Genomic DNA, 13,776 nt, shown 5'->3' with positions numbered 1-13,776 from the left:
AACGAATCATGACCGAATCAGCGACACCGCTCGATTCAGGTTTTGTTCCATACCAGCTATAGTAGCTTAACGGCCGTTAACCACAAGGCGGCAGGCTTCCTTGTGTCGCCCCTTCGGCAGAATTTCGCCGGGGTCTTCCCTGCGGCGAAAACCTCCTTTAGGCAGACCCTCGTGGCCCCGTAGCTCAGCTGCATAGAGCAAGGCTTTCCTAAAGCCGAGGTCCCAGGTTGGAGTCCTGGCGGGGTCGCCATCACCCTTTGAAATCAACCGAGAAGGCCTGCTTCAGGCGGTTGTGAAGGCTCACACCCGCGTCAGGCGCAGATCCTGATAGTCGTAGCTGAAGTCGATATCCGGCGAGACGCCCTTGAGCGTGGCGGTCGCGGGCTTGGCCGTGGCGATGTTGAAGGTGACGAAGGCGTCTTCCTCGCGCTTGTCGGGGAAGCGGGTGCGGAAGGTCTCGCCGTCATAGGGCTCCAGCCAGCCCTGCAGCGCCGGGGTGTGGGTGAAGCGCAGCCACAGGCCGGTTTTGCGGCTGCGGCCCCGGCCTTCGGTCTTCGGCTCGATGACGATGTCGCCGTACCACGGATCGCGCCAGGTTCCGGCATAGGCTTCCAGCGGCAGGGACGGCGCCGCGCCCGCCGCCTGTTTCGCATCGATCTCAGCGGCGGCCTTCAGCGATTTGGCGGTCCCTTCAGCCTCGATGCGGCGTGAGTCCGCGATCCAGTCGACGTCGACCTGGTTCATGGCGATGTCGGACAGGCCCGAGCGCAGGGCGCGCAGCAGGAAGCTTTCTTCGGCGTTGGTGAAGACCGAGAAGCCGATCTTGCGTCCGGGGATCATGACGGTCGAGGAAATGCCGCCCGGCGAGCCGCCGCCGTGCGTCACCAGTCGCTCGCCGCGATAGTCCTGCACCTGCAGTCCCATGGCGTAGGTCGAGGCCACGGCCCGGTTGGGCAGTTGCGCCGTCGGTCCGTTGGACGAAGACACGATGATGTTGGGCTTCAACATCTCGCGCGCGGCGGCTTCGGAGAACAGGCGCGAGCCGTCGGCCAGCTTGCCGTCGTTCAGGCGCACGGCGATCCATTTGGCCCAGTCGGTCGCGCTGGCGCAGATGCCGCCCGCCGCCGCTGCGGAATCCCAGTTCCAGACTTCGGCGATGGAGGCGGCGATCTGCGTCATCGGGCCCTGAAGGCGCAGGGGAGGGCCGACGCGGGCGTGCGGCAGGGCGGACTTGGCCGGATCGGCCAGACGGGCCAGCGGCACGCTCTCGCTCATGCCCACGCGGTCGAAGATGCGGGTCTGGACGAAGTCCTCCCACGACAGGCCGGAGACCTTTTCGATCACGGCGCCCGCCACCACGAACATCAGGTTGCAGTAGTTGTAGCCCTCGCGGAAGCCGCCCTCGATCGGCACGAAGGCGGCCTGCGCCAGCACCTGCGCCCGCGTCCGGTCGCTGTTGGGCCAGAACAGCAGGTCGCCGGCGCCCAGGCCGAAACCGGCGCGGTGGCTCAGGGTGTCGCGCACTGTGATCCGCTCGCCCACCATCGGGTCCGACAGGGTGAAGCCGGGCAGATAGGTGCGGATCGGCTCGTCCCACTTCACCTTGCCCTCATCGACCAGAATGGCCAGGCAGGCGGCGGTGACGTTCTTGGAGTTCGACGCGATAGCGAACAGGGTGTGTTCGTCGGCCGGTTCATTTTTGCCCTGACGGCATACGCCATAACCCTTGGCCAGCACCGTCTTGCCGTCGCGCACCAGCGCCAGGGACACGGCGGGCTGGTCCGGCCAGGCGGCCATGCAGCGCTGCACCCAAGCGTCAGCGGCGACGGCGATCTCGGCGTCGGTGCGGGTGTCCGGGCGGGTCTGCGCCAGCGCCAGGCCGGGCAGGGCGGCGCCCGAAACGGCGACGGCGGAAGAGATCAGCGCCGCGCGGCGCGACAGGCGGATGGACATGGGCGAGGCTCCCGAAGACTGAACGGCGACGCTAACGCTGCCGCTCCGCCGGGCCAAGGGGCGATGTCCTTACGCATGACGCGCGTCACCCCTTCCCGTCATCCCGGAAGGGGCGCAGCCGCTATCGGGGACCGACGAAAACGCCGAGGGTCGAGCTCTGGGCGGTCCCGGCTCTGCGCTGCGCTCCGGCCGGGGTGGCGGGGCGCTACGCCGCCAGCCGCCACCTTTGCAGATGCTCCAGAACGTCGGCGACGATCTGGGCGCGGGTGAAGCCGGTGACATCGCGCGGGCGGGCGCCGTCGCCGGTGACGGCGCTGAGACGCCATTCCAGCGCGCGGCGGCTCTCGGGCGCCTCCAGCGCGGTTAGGGCCGGACGGGGGCGTGAGCGGGCGCCGAGGCGATACAGGAAGTCCCGCCCATTGGCGTGTTCGACCCGCAGCCAGACGCCGTTGTCGTCGCTCTGAACCTCGCTGTTTTCGAGCCCCTCGGCGGCGACGGCGGCGCGCACCTCTTCCAGCGCCGGGGCGCCGTGGCGGGCGATCTGGCGGTCGATGTCGCGGCGGCTGGCTGGCGCCAGGATGCGCTTCAGCTGTTCGCGCAGCGGGGCGGCCTCGGTCTCGACGGCCTCGCCTCTCAGGTCGGCGCCCATCTGACGGGCCAGACCCAGACAGGCCAGGATCATGATGACGGCGAACGGCAGGGCCGCCACCAGCGTCGCCGCCTGCAGGGCGCCGAGGCCCCCCGCCAGCAGCAGCAGGGCCGCCGCCAGTCCCTGCAGCACGCACCAGTAGATACGCTGCCAGCGCGGCGTGTCCTCGGCCCCGCCGGACGCCAGGGTGTCGATGACCAGCGAACCTGAATCCGCTGAGGTCACGAAGAAGACGGCCACCAGGGCGATGGCCAGGGTCGAGGTGACGGCCGTTCCCGGCAGATACTCCAGGAACCGGAACAGGGCGGTGGACAGGTCCGCCTGCACGGCGTCGGAGATGGCGCCCGCCGCCTGCGCCATGTCGAAGCTCATGGCCGTATTGCCGAAGACGGTCATCCACAGGAAGGTGAAACCTGACGGCACCAGCAGTACGCCGATCAGGAACTCACGCACGGTGCGCCCGCGCGAGATGCGGGCGATGAACATGCCGACGAACGGCGACCATGCGATCCACCAGGCCCAGTAGAACAGCGTCCAGTCCGCCATCCACGCGCGCGGCTCATAGGCGTAGAGGGTGAAGGTGCGGACGAAGAAATGATCCAGATAGAGGCCGAAATTCTGCACATAGGCCCGCAGCAGGAACAGCGTCGGCCCCGCGATCAGCACGAACAGCATTAGGCAGACGGCCAGCACCAGGTTCAGCTCTGACAGCCGCCTGACGCCCTTGTCCACGCCTGTCAGCACCGAGATCGTCGCCGCTCCCATGACCACGGCGATCAGAGCCACCTGCATGACGACATTGCTGGGCACGCCGAAGACGTAGTTCAGCCCCGAGTTCATCTGAGCCACGCCCAGCCCCAGCGAGGTGGCGATGCCGAACAGGGTGCCGCAGATGGCGAAGATGTCGACGGCGTCGCCCAGCCAGCCGTTCACCCGCTTGCCCAGCAGGGGATAGAGGCTGGACCGCATGGTCAGGGGCAGGCCCTTCCTGTGCGCGAAATAGGCCAGGCTGAGACCCACCACGGCATAGATGGCCCAGGCGTGGACGCCCCAGTGGGTATAGGTGATGACCATGGCCTCGCGCGCGGCCTTGATGGTGCCAGGCTGGGCCTCGGGCGGGGCGATGTAGTGCTGGACCGGCTCGGCGACGGCGAAATACATCAGGCCGATGCCCATGCCCGCCGCGAACAGCATCGCCAGCCATGAGACATAGGGGAAGTCCGGCTCCGCCTCATCTGGCCCCAGCTTCAACCGCCCTGTCGGCCCTATGGCCAGCACGGCCACGAACAGCAGGAACCCCGCCACGGACGCCACATAGAACCAGCCGAAGGTGTCGATCACCCAGGCCTGAGCGCGTCCGAACAGCAGGCCGGACGTGGCGGGCGCCAACAGGGCGAGCAGCAACAGCCCGCCCGCGATGGCGCTTGCTCCCCAGAAGACACGGGGGTTCATTTTGGTGGTCAGCATGGGGTCCTAACCGCACGGCGACGCTTAAGGTTCCCGCCTAAAGCCCTTGCGTGTCGTCACGGCCACACCCACCTCCTTTGCGACAGCTCAAGGCGTCGCTTTTTATAAGGGCGCATTGAGTTCAAATCCGCCTCCCGAGGGGAAAACGAACGATATGAATCTCGACCTCTATTCCGACCGCGCCAAACAGGCCGTCCAGTCCGCCCAGTCGCTGGCGCTCGCCCGCCGCCACCAGCAGTTCGCGCCCGAACACCTGCTCAAGGTATTGCTCGAGGAACGCGACGGTCTGGCCCGCAAACTGATCGATCAGGCGGGGGGCGATCCGTCCGCCGTCGAACTTGTGACCGAGGGCCTGCTGAAGAAACGGCCTCAGGTCGAGGGCGGCTCGGGCCAGCTCTATCTGGACGGCGACACGGCCCGCGTCTTCAGCGCCGCCGAGGAGGCCGCGAAAAAGGCGGGCGACGCCTTCGTCACCACCGAACGCCTGCTGGCGGCCATCGCCAGGGAAGGCGGCGCGGCCGCCGAGGCGCTGAAGTCCGCCGGCGTTACGGCTAAAAAGCTGGACGACGCCGTGGCTGAAATCCGCAAGGGCAAGACCGCCGACAGCGCAGGCGCCGAGGACAGCTTCGACGCCCTGAAACGCTATGCCCGCGACCTGACCGAGGCCGCGCGCGACGGCAAGGTCGACCCCGTCATCGGCCGCGACGAGGAGATCCGCCGCACCATTCAGGTGCTGGCCCGTCGCACCAAGAACAACCCCGTCCTGATCGGCGAACCCGGCGTCGGCAAGACCGCCATCGTCGAGGGGCTGGCCCTGCGCATCGTCAACGGCGACGTGCCCGAAAGCCTGAAGGACAAGAAGGTCCTGTCGCTGGACATGGGCGCCTTGATCGCGGGCGCCAAATACCGCGGCGAGTTCGAGGAACGTCTCAAGGCCGTGCTGAACGAGGTCGCCGCCGCCGAGGGCCAGATCGTCCTCTTCATCGACGAAATGCACACCCTGGTCGGCGCGGGCAAGGGCGACGGGGCGATGGACGCCTCCAACCTGCTGAAGCCTGCGCTGGCGCGCGGCGAGTTGCACTGCGTCGGCGCCACCACGCTGGATGAATACCGCAAGCACGTCGAGAAGGACGCGGCCCTGGCACGTCGCTTCCAGCCGGTCTTCGTCTCCGAACCGACTGTCGAGGACACCGTCTCCATCCTGCGCGGCCTGAAGGAGAAGTACGAGGTCCACCACGGGGTGCGCATCAGCGACAGCGCCATCGTCGCGGCGGCCACCCTGTCGAACCGCTACATCACCGACCGCTTCCTGCCCGACAAGGCCATCGACCTGATCGACGAGGCCGCGTCGCGCGTGCGCATGGCCGTCGACTCCAAACCCGAGGCGCTGGACGAGATCGATCGCCGTCTGGTCCAGCTCAAGATCGAGCGGGAGGCCCTGAAGAAGGAAGACGACAGCGCCTCGCGCCAACGTCTCGAAAAGCTGGAGGACGAGATCGCCGACCTCGAAGGCCAGTCCGACGACATGACCGCCCGCTGGAAGTCGGAAAAGGACAAGGTCGGTCAAGGCGCCCAACTGCGCGAGACCCTTGACCGCCTGCGCGCCGAACTGGCCGCCGCCCAGCGCGCCGGTGATCTGGGCCGCGCGTCCGAGATCGCCTACGGCCAGATCCCGCAGCTGGAACGCCAGCTGGCCGAGGCCGAAGCCGCCGAGAAACCGGCGGAAGGCCCCCTGACGCCCGAGGTCGTCGACGCCGAACAGATCGCCGCTGTCGTCAGCCGCTGGACCGGCGTGCCCGTCGACAAGATGCTGGAGGGCGAGCGCGAGAAGCTGCTCAAGATGGAGGACGAACTGGGCCGCCGCGTGGTCGGTCAGGACGAGGCCCTGGCCGCCGTCTCCGACGCTGTCCGCCGCGCTCGCGCCGGCCTGAACGACCCCAACAAGCCGCTGGGCAGCTTCCTCTTCTTGGGCCCGACGGGCGTGGGCAAGACCGAGCTGACCAAGGCGCTGGCCGGCTATCTGTTCGACGACGACAACGCCATCACCCGCATCGACATGAGCGAATACATGGAGAAGCACTCGGTCAGCCGCCTGATCGGCGCCCCTCCGGGCTATGTCGGCTATGACGAGGGCGGCGCCCTGACCGAGGCGGTGCGTCGCCGCCCCTATCAGGTCGTGCTGTTCGACGAGGTCGAGAAGGCCCACCCTGATGTCTTCAACGTCCTGCTTCAGGTGCTGGACGACGGCCGCCTGACCGACGGTCAGGGCCGCACCATCGACTTCAAGAACACCCTGATCATCATGACCTCCAACCTGGGCAGCCAGTATCTGGCCGACCAGCCCGAGGGCGAGGACGTCGAGGCCGTTCGCCCCCTGGTCATGGAGCAGGTCCGCGCCCACTTCCGGCCCGAGTTCCTGAACCGCATCGACGAGATCATCCTGTTCCACCGCCTCGGCCGCGAACAGATGGGCGGCATCGTTCGCATCCAGCTGGCGCGTCTGGAAAAGCTGATGGCCGACCGCCGCCTGACCCTGGCCCTGGACGACAGCGCCCTGACCTGGCTCGCCGACAAGGGCTACGATCCGGTGTACGGCGCAAGGCCGCTGAAACGCGTCATCCAGAAGGAGCTGGTCGACCCGATGGCCAGGAAACTGCTGGCCGGCGAGATCGAGGATGGGTCCGTGGTGGCGGTGTCAGCGGGCGCCGACGGGCTGGAGATCGGGAAGGCGCGGGTGCATTGAGTTTATCAATGTAGGTCTAGCTTCAACGGCCACCCATCCCCGATGGGAGTGAGCGTGTCCCAACTCGAAGTGTGATCAAGGTGTTCCATTTCAGTGCCGTTGAAAGCAGCCCAAGCGTCAAACATTTGGCCTATCATGGCACGGTCAGTATCTGGTCGCCGGTTTGCTCTCCAAATTCCTAGTTCTGGAAAACCCGTGCGACCATCTGGTAAACGCACCGTATGGGCCTCGATTGAAACCCATACGAAATCGATCTCATCGAGGCGGGGTTTTGCTGCCCTTAAAGCTTCTCGAACAGCATAGGCAGCCACGCCAGCTTCAATTTTCTGGGGTTTATCGATCATAATGATCGCGAGACCAGCTGCTCCGGGCAGCGCCAGTTTGGTGCGGGTGTCAGTGATCTGAGGGTTAGCTTGTTGGAGCAATTTTCTGATGGGCCGGCCCCCTATGTTGACCATCATTCTGTTGATTTCGGTCCCATTGCTTCTAGACGATAAAATTTTTTGGATAGCGACCTCACCAAAAACGAACATTCGAGGTTCTTTTCGCGTTTCATCGTCGATTAGACGTTCAATGCGTTGCACTGGATAGCCATTGACCGATTTCATTTCCGCAATGAACTGCCTGTTCCAAAGCAAATAATCGGCAATTTGTCCGGTGCCGTGGAGGGTGGAGAAAGCTTTGTCATCAAGGCTCTCAGTTCCCTCTCCGGTCTTCAAGAAGGCGTGCATCCTCTTTCCGAGAGCTGACGCCGGTTGATTTTTGGAAGGTCTTACGAAGACGAGCAAGCGGATATCATTTTGATGATTCATTTTCAGGATTGGCTCGTTTGATAATTTGCGATTCCCACTGTTTATCTTCCGTCATCCTCCGGCAAGCCGCGTCAGCGGCGCAGACCGGGGGACCCAGCGGCGCGCGGGAGCGCGAAAGAGCCACGCTCGGCGGCCGCGCTAAGATCGCCTTCGGCGCCGCTGGGTCCCCCGGTTCCGCGCTGCGCGCGGCCCGGAGGATGACGAAAGAGGGGGAGCGGCATAGCTTGTGCGGATGGCGACCCATCGCACCTTCATCGCGACCTACATCATGGCCAGCGGGCGCAACGGGACGCTCTACGCCGGCTCGACCTCCAATCTGGAAAGCCGCGTGTGGAAGCACAGGACGCGCGCCTTTCCCGGCTTCACCGACGCCTATGACTGCACCCGTCTGGTCTGGTTCGAGCAACACGCCCTGATGCTTGATGCGATCCGGCGCGAGCGGCGGATCAAGAAATGGCTGCGCGACTGGAAACTGGCCCTTATCGAGAAGGACAACCCGGACTGGCGCGACCTCGCGGCCGACTGGTTTCCCGATCCGAACTGGACCCCGCCGCCGGGCGCCCACTGAGCCTCACCCCAGCACCGGCATCACCTCCACCCCGTCGCAGGGGAAGGGGTTCATGTGCGGGTGGTTCTCGAACAGGCGGGCCGCCGCCTCGTGGCTGTCGGCGCGCACGACCATGAAGACGGTCAGCAGGTTGACCACGTCGGTCACGGCGCCGTCGTCGTCGATGCGTTTGGTCGGGCCCAGCGGGCCGCCCTGAAAGACGATGGAGTCGCGGTGCGCCTCTTCCCATTCGGCGACGGCGGCGACGCCGAGACGGGCCGTCTCGGCCTGCTCGGCCTCGCTCATGGCGCGCCGGGCCCGCGATCTGGGGCCGGTCTTGTCGCTGGTGAAGACGGCCAGGTAGTGGGTCTGCGCGCTCATCGAAGCCTCCCGTTTGCGCAAGGGTCGGTCTTTCGTCGGCCGTGGGCCCGAAGGGCTCGGATGAGGGGGCCCTCCGCCGTCTGACGAGAGGCCCCGCTTCGAACGTCCCGCCACCCCTCATCCGACCTGCTCCACTCGGCTGCCTTCTTCCGCAAGGGGAGAAGAAAAAGGCGCGCGCCTTCACATCAAGGTCTCGCAACTCCAGCGATTTCCCGCCTCCGCGCCCCGCTCGTCCTCATCTCCTCGTCCCACCTCCCGCCTGCCGCATCCTGCCCCTCGTCCCGTCGCAGGGGAGGGCTCGCTCGGCCGGCGAACCGAAGCGGCGGCGGGAGCGGAGAGAACGGGGTCCGTGTCGGACCGTCGGCCTCCCATCGCGCGCGCCGGGCAAGGGGAACCCCAGCGGAAGGCGGCGACGGTTCGGGCGGGCGGTTCAGGATGTCCTGCGGGCGGCGGAACGAGGCGAACGCCTCCAACGTCCTTCCGCGGCCTCACGCCGCGCGCAAGCGCGACAGGCCGCAGACATCAGGACGCGGAGCCGACGGGGCCTGGAGACGGGGCGTTCGACCCGTCCGCCAGAGAGGTTCCGGCCAGGGTCGAGGGGGTTACTCGGACCGTCCCAGGACCGCGTCGTCGCGCGGCCTGCCCGTCATGGGCGCCGGGGGTAGCCGCGAACAACGGCGCCTGCCCCGAGCTCATGTCCAACTCTTCGCGCGGGGCGTCGGCCTTCGTCGAAACGGTAAATCACATCTTCTCCGGGCGAAGCCCCGGCGCCCCGCCCAGCCCTTCCGCCGCCCGGTCACGCCGAGGCGGGTAAAGCTGTTCCTTCTCCCCTTGTGGGAGACGGTGGGCGAGCGGAGCGAGGTCGGATGAGGGGTTTCGCGACCTCAAATCCCCGGCCTTCATCCAGCTTCGGAGAGACCCCTCATCCGGCCCTGACGGGCCATCTTCTCCCACAAGGGGAGAAGGATGCTCAGGCCGCGTCGGGTCGGGAGGCCCCGAAGGGCCGACGATCGCGGCCTGCTCGACTGCGCTCAAGTCGCGAGGGTCCGCGACCCGAGCATAGCGCGCTTAGATATGAATGGCGTGGCCCAGGGCGCGCAGGGACGCCTCGTGGAAGGCTTCGCCCAGCGTCGGGTGGACGTGGATGGTTCCAGCCACGTCTTCCAGCACAGCGCCCATCTCCAGCATCTGGGCGAAGCTGTTGGACAGTTCCGACACATGCTGGCCGACGGCCTGAATCCCCAGCAGGCGGTGGTCCGCCTTGGAGGCGATGACGCGGACGAAACCGCCGTCTTCGCCCGCTTCGATGGCCAGGGCGCGGCCGATGGCGGCGAAGGGGAAGACCGCCTGGATCACGTCGTCGCGGCCCTTGACGTCGTCGACGCCCAGACCGGCCGAGACGATCTCCGGCTCGGTGAAGCAGACGGCGGCGATGGTGGTCGGATCGAAGACGCGATCATGTCCGGCGATGATCTCGGCCACGACCTCGCCCTGGGCCGAGCCCTTGTGCGCCAGCATGGGTTCGCCGGTCAGGTCGCCGATGGCCCAGACGTTCTTCATGCTGGTGGCGCAGCGCTCGTCGATCTTCACGAACGGTCCGTTCATGGCCACGCCCATGTTCTCCAGGCCCCAGCCCTTGGTCCGTGCGCGGCGGCCGACGGTGACCAGCACCTTGTCGGCGTCCAGCTGCATCGGATTGCCGTCCTTGTCGGTGACGTTCAGCTTGCCGTCTCCGAAGCCGCCGGCGCGGGCGCCGAGCAGCAACTGCACGCCGTGCTTCTCCAGCCATTTGGCGACCGGGTCGGTCAGGGCCTTGTCGTAGAGCGGCAGGATGCGCTCGGCCATCTCGACGATGGCGACTTCGGCGCCCAGCTTGCGGAAGGCGATGCCCAGCTCCAGGCCGATGTAGCCGCCGCCGACGACGACCAGCTTCTTCGGCACTTCCGGCAGGCTCAGGGCCTCGGTGGACGAGATCACGTCGCCGCCGAAGGGCAGGAAGGGCAGTTCGACCGGTTCGGATCCTGTGGCCAGGATGACGTGTTCGGCGGTGATGCGGATGTCGCCGTCGTCGGTTTTCACCGTGCAGGTCTTGGCGTCCGAGAACTCGGCCCAGCCCTTGATGACCTTGACCTTGGCCTTCTTCAGCAGGGCGGCGACGCCGGCGTTCAGCTTCTTGACCACGCCGTCCTTCCACTCGACCGTCTTCGACAGGTCGATGGCCGGGGTGGAGGCGGTGATGCCCAGCGTGCCGTCGCCGGCGGCCTTGGCCACCGTCTCAAACTTACCCGCCGCGTGGATGATGGCCTTGGACGGGATACAGCCGACGTTCAGGCAGGTGCCGCCGAGGCCCGGCGAGGCGTCCACCAGCACGGTCTCCAGCCCCAGCTGGCCGCAACGGATCCCCGCCACATAGCCGCCGGTCCCGGCGCCGATGATCAGGACTTTGGTCTTGAGGGTCTGGGTCATCAGTTCATCCAGAGCGTGGCCGGGTTCTCCAGCAGGTTTTTGATCTTCTGCACGAAGACCGCCGCATCGTGGCCGTCGACGATGCGGTGATCGAAGCTGGAGGACAGGTTCATCATCTTGCGCACGACCATCTGGCCGTTCCGCACCACGACGCGCTCTTCGATCTTGTTCGGACCGACGATGGCGACTTCGGGGTGGTTGATGATCGGCGTGTGCACCACGCCGCCGAGCGTGCCCAGCGAGGTGATGGTGATGGTCGAGCCGGACAGCTCCTCGCGCTTGGCGCTGCCGTCCTTGGCGGCGCCCGAGACGCGGGCGATCTCTTCGGCCGTATCATAGGCGTCGCGCGCCTCGGCGTGGCGGACGACCGGGACCATCAGGCCGTTCGGCGTCTGGGCGGCGATGCCCAGATGGACGGCGTTGTGCTGGGTCAGCACGCCCGCCTCGTCGTCGTAGGTGGCGTTGATGTTCGGCTGGTCCTTCAGGGCCACGACGATGGCGCGGGCGATGAAGGGCAGGACGTTCAGCTTGGCGCGGCCGGTGCCCTTGTTCTGGGCGTTCAGGTGGGCGCGCAGTTCTTCCACCGCCGTCATGTCGATGTCCTCGACATAGGTGATGTGCGGGATGCGACGCACGCTTTCGGCCATCTTCTCCGCGATCTTGCGGCGCAGGCCGATGATGCGGACTTCGTTGGCTCCCTCGGCCTTGGCGTAGAGCGAACCGCCCGAGGCCGCAGCCGGGGCGAACGTGCCCCCGCGGGCGACGAAGGCGTCCAGATCGGCGTGCTCGATGCGGCCGGCAGGGCCGCTGCCCGGCACGAAGACCAGATCGATGCCCAGATCGCGCGCGCGGTTGCGCACGGCGGGGGAAGCCAGGGGGCGCTCGCCCGGCTGGCGGCCGGTCAGGGCCGGAACGGGCTTGGCGTCGGCCTTGGGCGCAGCCGCCGGTTTGGCGGCCGGTGCGGCGACAGGCGCCGGCGCAGCCTTCTCGGCCTTGGCGGCGGGCGCCGGAGCAGCGGCCGGAGCTTCGGCGACATTGCCCTTGCCCTCGACCTTGAAGCTGACCAGCGGGCCGCCGACGGCGATCTGCTGACCGGCTTCGCCGTGCAGGGCGACGACGACGCCTGAGACCGGGCTGGTCAGTTCGACCGTCGCCTTGTCGGTCATGACCTCGGCCAGGATCTGGTCTTCCTGAACCGCGTCGCCGACCTTGACGTGCCAGCCGACCAGTTCGGCCTCGGCCGTGCCTTCGCCCACGTCGGGCAGTTTGAAGACGTGGTTCGCGGCGCCGCCCGGCGCAGGGGAAACGGGAGCGGTTTCAGCTTTCGGCGCTTCGACGGCGACCGGAGCGGGCTCAGGGGCCGCGGCGACGGGCGCGGGGGCCGGTTCATCGGCGGCGGCGTTGCCTTCGCCCTCGACCTCGAACTCTGCCAGCGGGCCGCGCACGGCCATCATCTGACCGGGCTCGCCGTGCAGGGCGGTGACGACGCCCGCGACCGGGCTGGTCAGTTCGACCGTGGCCTTGTCGGTCATGACGTCGGCGACGATCTGATCCTCAGCGACCGTATCGCCGACCTTGACGTGCCAGCCTACGAGCTCGGCTTCGGCGGTGCCTTCGCCGACGTCAGGAAGCTTGAAAACAAAACGACCCATCTTAGCGACCTCCCGTCATGACGGCTTTCAGCGCGTCGGCGACCCGCTGCGGTCCGGGGAAATATTCCCATTCAAAGGCGTGCGGATAGGGCGTGTCCCAGCCGGTCACGCGCGCCACCGGCGCCTCCAGGTGATAGAAGCAGCGCTCCTGAACCAGAGCGCTCAGTTCGCCGCCGAAGCCCGAGGTTTTCGGCGCCTCGTGCACGATGACGCAGCGGCCGGTCTTCTTGACCGAAGCCTCGATGGCCTCGATGTCCAGCGGCACGAGCGTCCGCAGGTCGATGACCTCGGCGTCCACGCCCGCATGTTCGGCGCCCGCCAGCGCGACCCAGACCATGGTGCCATAGGCCAGGATGGTGACGTCGGAACCTTCCTTCATCACGCGGGCCTTGCCGATCGGCTCGACGTATTTGCCGGTCGGGACCTGGGCCAGTTCCTGCGCCTTCCACGGGCTGACCGGCTTTTCGTGCCAGCCGTCGAAGGGGCCGTTGTACAGGCGCTTGGGCTCGAAGAAGATGACCGGATCGTCGTCCTCGATCGCCGCCAGCAACAGGCCCTTGGCGTCATAGGGATTGGACGGGATCACCACCTTCAGACCGGCGATGTGGGTGAACAGGCTTTCCGGCGACTGGCTGTGCGTCTGGCCGCCGAAGATGCCGCCGCCGTAGGGGCTGCGGATCACCATCGAGGAGGTGAACTGGCCGCCCGAGCGATAGCGCATCTTGGCCGCTTCGGAGACGATCTGGTCGTAGGCCGGATAGATGTAATCGGCGAACTGGATCTCGACGACCGGGCGCAGGCCATAGGCGGCCATGCCGATGGCGGTGCCGACGATGCCGGTTTCCGAGATCGGGGCGTCGAAGCTGCGGCTCAGGCCGTGCTTCTTCTGCAGATGGTCGGTGACGCGGAAGACGCCGCCGAAATAGCCCGCGTCCTCGCCGTAGGAAACGACGGTGGGGTCTTCGGCCATCTTGACGTCCAGGGCCGAGTTCAGGGCCTGGATCATGTTCATCGCGGCGACGGCGGGGCCGTCCGGGGCGACCGACGCCGGGGCGTCCTTCTGGTCGACCATGTCGGCTTCAATCTTGTCGTTGATCTCGGCCATC

At 66.9% G+C, this 13,776-nt stretch carries 9 protein-coding genes and 1 tRNA gene; 3 read left to right on the top strand and 7 right to left on the bottom strand.

Annotation, left to right across the window (positions count from 1 at the left end; all coding sequences use genetic code 11):
* Positions 1-173 precede the first annotated feature (173 nt).
* Positions 174-250 (top strand) — tRNA-Arg (locus tag ABE454_RS13000).
* A gap of 50 nt (positions 251-300) precedes the next feature.
* On the opposite strand, the gene ABE454_RS12995 is transcribed toward ABE454_RS13000, so the two are convergent.
* Together ABE454_RS12995 and ABE454_RS12990 are read right to left on the bottom strand one after the other, a co-directional pair.
* A complete protein-coding gene (locus tag ABE454_RS12995; RefSeq protein WP_346532280.1) occupies positions 301-1,953 on the bottom strand; it encodes a serine hydrolase in 1,653 nt (550 codons plus the stop codon).
* A 205-nt stretch (positions 1,954-2,158) separates the two neighbouring features.
* A complete protein-coding gene (locus ABE454_RS12990; protein ID WP_346532279.1) occupies positions 2,159-4,069 on the bottom strand; it encodes a BCCT family transporter in 1,911 nt (636 codons plus the stop codon).
* A gap of 154 nt (positions 4,070-4,223) precedes the next feature.
* Here ABE454_RS12990 and clpB point away from each other — a divergent pair, with 154 nt between their 5' ends.
* Complete coding sequence (gene clpB / locus ABE454_RS12985; protein WP_346532278.1) at positions 4,224-6,812, top strand: ATP-dependent chaperone ClpB; 2,589 nt, start codon at positions 4,224-4,226, stop codon at positions 6,810-6,812.
* Between the two features lie 5 nt (positions 6,813-6,817).
* Here the strand turns inward: clpB and ABE454_RS12980 are convergent, their stop codons facing one another.
* Positions 6,818-7,531, bottom strand: a complete 714-nt coding sequence (locus tag ABE454_RS12980; RefSeq protein WP_346532277.1) for a hypothetical protein — start codon at positions 7,529-7,531, stop codon at positions 6,818-6,820.
* A gap of 325 nt (positions 7,532-7,856) precedes the next feature.
* Between ABE454_RS12980 and ABE454_RS12975 the strand changes: the two genes are divergently transcribed.
* Positions 7,857-8,192: a GIY-YIG nuclease family protein gene (locus ABE454_RS12975; RefSeq protein WP_346532276.1), complete on the top strand. Its 336-nt coding sequence runs from the start codon at positions 7,857-7,859 to the stop codon at positions 8,190-8,192.
* Positions 8,193-8,195: 3 nt separating this feature from the next.
* On the opposite strand, the gene ABE454_RS12970 is transcribed toward ABE454_RS12975, so the two are convergent.
* From ABE454_RS12970 to ABE454_RS12955, 4 genes are all read right to left on the bottom strand, one after another.
* Positions 8,196-8,552, bottom strand: a complete 357-nt coding sequence (locus tag ABE454_RS12970; protein WP_346532274.1) for a hypothetical protein — start codon at positions 8,550-8,552, stop codon at positions 8,196-8,198.
* 1,068 nt (positions 8,553-9,620) lie between these two features.
* On the bottom strand, positions 9,621-11,018 hold the full coding sequence (lpdA, locus tag ABE454_RS12965) for a dihydrolipoyl dehydrogenase (protein WP_346532273.1): 1,398 nt from the start codon (positions 11,016-11,018) through the stop codon (positions 9,621-9,623).
* Positions 11,018-12,670: a 2-oxo acid dehydrogenase subunit E2 gene (locus ABE454_RS12960; protein WP_346532271.1), complete on the bottom strand. Its 1,653-nt coding sequence runs from the start codon at positions 12,668-12,670 to the stop codon at positions 11,018-11,020. Before ABE454_RS12960 ends, lpdA begins: the two co-directional genes overlap by 1 nt.
* A 1-nt stretch (position 12,671) precedes the next feature.
* Positions 12,672-13,775 (bottom strand): alpha-ketoacid dehydrogenase subunit beta, encoded by a 1,104-nt coding sequence (locus tag ABE454_RS12955; RefSeq protein ID WP_430826325.1) that lies wholly within the window; start codon positions 13,773-13,775, stop codon positions 12,672-12,674.
* Position 13,776 lies beyond the last annotated feature (1 nt).

The organism is Brevundimonas diminuta, from assembly GCF_039673845.1.
GTDB lineage: Bacteria > Pseudomonadota > Alphaproteobacteria > Caulobacterales > Caulobacteraceae > Brevundimonas > Brevundimonas diminuta_E.
Note: the sequence above shows the minus strand (reverse complement) of the source record. Positions and strands in the feature narration are given on the sequence as shown.